Below are 2,683 nucleotides of genomic sequence, written 5' to 3' on the forward strand. Positions count from 1 at the left end.
CTGGTCCGAGTGTCATCGTCCGGACAAGCGTTCCGAGAGTATGTCGAAGGTGATATCTCCGGGCTGTCGATCTGCCGGGCCGGTGAGGTTCGATGGCTCGCCGCGGCCTATAGCGCGAGCCCGTCGACAGTGCGACTGAATCGCTGGACCGACGACGGAGGAGTCCAACTCGGCCATCCGTACGACACCGGGCCGACGATGGCGCGATCACAAAGCTCGCTGTTGTGCGGTGACACAGCGGAACTCGATCGCGGATACGCGATCGTGCCCGCCGACTCCAAAACCGACTACCGGTTGCTCGAGATAGCGGGCGACGGTGGACCCCAACCTATTTCCGATAGGACGGTTCCCCGGTTCCCCGGTGACATCCAATCGAAAGCATGGGGAGTCCACCACGGCGTGCTGTACTGGGTGACCAGAGAAGGCAGCCTCGTCTCGGTGAGTCTGACAGGCGAGCCTCAAGCGCGGTCCGTCGAACTCCCGATCAATGGTGATGTACCGATTTCGGCGACCTTCGAAGACGGTGCCGTCTACATCGTCCATTATCCCAACGACGACCGGGCAGTGCTCAGAATGAGCGAATTCGACCTCGATCACGAGATATGCAAAGGCACGACGCTGGAGCTGGCCAACTGGCGATATCAATCCACGCTGGCGAGCCTGCGGCGCGGGGACTCCAGCTTCATCACGATCACCAGCATCCTTCCCACCAACCGCGCACATACTGTGCGGTGCGGGTAACGAAACTGCGCTGTCCCGACTCCAAGTGTCTCGGACCTCGCTCGACCGAGCAGCACTCGCGCAGCCCTTGTGTGGGTGACATTGCGTTCTGGTGGCAGTACCCGGGCAAGGGTGAGATCACAGGCAGAATCTGGGAAGGATCAACAGAACGTATGAGTACCAGAGTTCCTGTTAGAAAGCGTAGAGCCGCTCTCCCCGCGTGGCGGCGGGCGTGGCGCTGACAGGTGCGAGCATTGGAATCACGATGTTCGCCGTTGCGCAATCCAGTACGCCCGGCACGGTGACTCCGGCACCGAACGCGCCGAGCCCCAACGTCCCGGTTTACCTGTCCTCGGTCGCCGAGCTGAACGGGAAGCTGACCAAGGCCGTGGACCCGAAGACCCCGCCCGCCGAGCAGCGCGGTCTGTTCCAGGGTGGGGCCGCGCCACAGCTGACGGACCCGAAGACGATCGGCCGACCCGGTACCCCGGTGATGACCTATCAGGTGGTCGAGGTGAAGCCGGCGGTGAGGGCCGCGTCAGCGCCGTGACCCGTGTCGCGATCAACGGCGAGGAAAACCCGCAGAAGGCCGAAGTCCCGTTCGTGTTCGACGGCGGCGAGTGGAAGATCGAGAAGGTCGGCCCTGCTGATGCACGCCCTACAAACAGGGAACGGGACCGGCCAGGCCGAGCAGCTCGGAGAGGACCTCGAGAGTAACTAGATGGCAGCGTCGTCGACCGCGTTCTTTCGAATCTTCGCTGGGGCCGCCATGGCTGCGGGATCGGAAGTTATCGTCGGCTCGAAGACCTGCACGCTCACCATGATCGGATACGACCGCTATGAATCCGTGGTCGGAGTAACGGCTGGGCACTGTGCGGAGACCGGCCATCAGATCCGACTCAGAACGAGGAGCGAGACGACGGTCGTCGGAGAGGTCGTTCGGCCCGACCATATTCTCGACTACGTGGTACTGGCGTTCGGCCCCGCGGTCGCACCACCAACAGGAAGGCCGCAGGAGATCGGGGCCGAATCCGCTCCGGGCGAGACCGTCTGCAAGCCAAGCGCATCCAGTGGATTGGATCGCGGTCTGGTGTGGGGGCGGTACATGGGCACCGCGATGATCCTCAATCAGACCTGCTCGCTGTCCAGCGACTCGGTAGCCCCCGTCTTCCACGGCAGTCGACTCGTGGGTATGAATAGTAGGAATCTCAGCTTCGCCCTCGGGTCAATGCCATTCGACGAATCATGTTCGGCACCAACGGATTCGCACCACAACCGCGCTTAATTCTATCCGATTCAACGGGCCTTGGATGACTTGTATCCCAGCCTCGTCGAGGGCCGGACTAGGTCCTGTCTCCTAATGGAGTGAATCGATGGCCGCCGTGGCGACCGTGATCGATGATCGATATCAGGTGCTGACCGACAAGCAGTGGGAACTGCTGGAGCTACTGCTGCCGCCGCTATGCCACCGACGGCACCTGGGATCGGGTGCTGACCGCTCTGCTGGCTTTGGCCGACACCACCGGCAACCTGGACTGGGTCGTCTCGGTCGACTCCACGGTCGTGCGAGCTCATCAGCACGCCGCCGACGCGGCCACCGACTCGGTGAGCGGGCTATGAACCCGCCGATCACACGATCGGACGTTCCCCCCGGCGGACTGACCAGCTACTCCGAGAAAGCGGGGAAGCCTCAGCTCGACCCGGCCCAGCTTTACCGCACCAGAACCGACACAGTCCGTCGCCACCTCAACCAGACATTCTTCCAGCGGTTCTACCTCGATGTCGGCGGCGTCTCCCGCGACCAGCTTCACCAACCATTCGCCGACCTGCACCATGCCGCCGGAACCCGCCCCGCCTGCGTACGGCCTGCCGCCACACCTCAAAGCCATGCAGATCAGAAACCGAAAAGCGGCCCTACTCCGACCCAGGTCCTTAAGGACCCCGGTTCGAGTAAGGCCGCTGT

General features: G+C 62.9%; 3 protein-coding genes and 2 pseudogenes. All 5 read left to right on the top strand.

What is annotated here, in order from left to right; all coding sequences use genetic code 11:
* On the top strand, nt 1–741 hold a 741-nt coding region (locus ON31_RS37075), incomplete at its 5' end, for a hypothetical protein (RefSeq protein WP_157533811.1).
* A 244-nt stretch (nt 742–985) separates the two neighbouring features.
* Complete coding sequence (locus ON31_RS29645; RefSeq protein WP_115061636.1) at nt 986–1,270, top strand: hypothetical protein; 285 nt, start codon at nt 986–988, stop codon at nt 1,268–1,270.
* Nucleotides 1,271–1,441: 171 nt separating this feature from the next.
* Nucleotides 1,442–2,005, top strand: a complete 564-nt coding sequence (locus ON31_RS37080) for a chymotrypsin family serine protease (RefSeq protein WP_147287189.1) — start codon at nt 1,442–1,444, stop codon at nt 2,003–2,005.
* 170 nt (nt 2,006–2,175) lie between these two features.
* Nucleotides 2,176–2,313 (top strand): annotated as a pseudogene (locus ON31_RS38255) (IS5/IS1182 family transposase); the annotation flags it as partial.
* A gap of 23 nt (nt 2,314–2,336) precedes the next feature.
* Nucleotides 2,337–2,683 (top strand): annotated as a pseudogene (locus ON31_RS37635) (hypothetical protein); the annotation flags it as partial.

This window comes from Nocardia otitidiscaviarum NBRC 14405 (assembly GCF_000308635.1).
GTDB lineage: Bacteria > Actinomycetota > Actinomycetes > Mycobacteriales > Mycobacteriaceae > Nocardia > Nocardia otitidiscaviarum.

Excerpts from the sequence above, each read along its gene's own strand:
- ON31_RS29645 (WP_115061636.1), top strand. The coding sequence starts at position 986 with ATGTTCGCCGTTGCGCAATCCAGTACGCCCGGCACGGTGACTCCGGCA.
- ON31_RS37080 (WP_147287189.1), top strand. The coding sequence starts at position 1,442 with ATGGCAGCGTCGTCGACCGCGTTCTTTCGAATCTTCGCTGGGGCCGCC.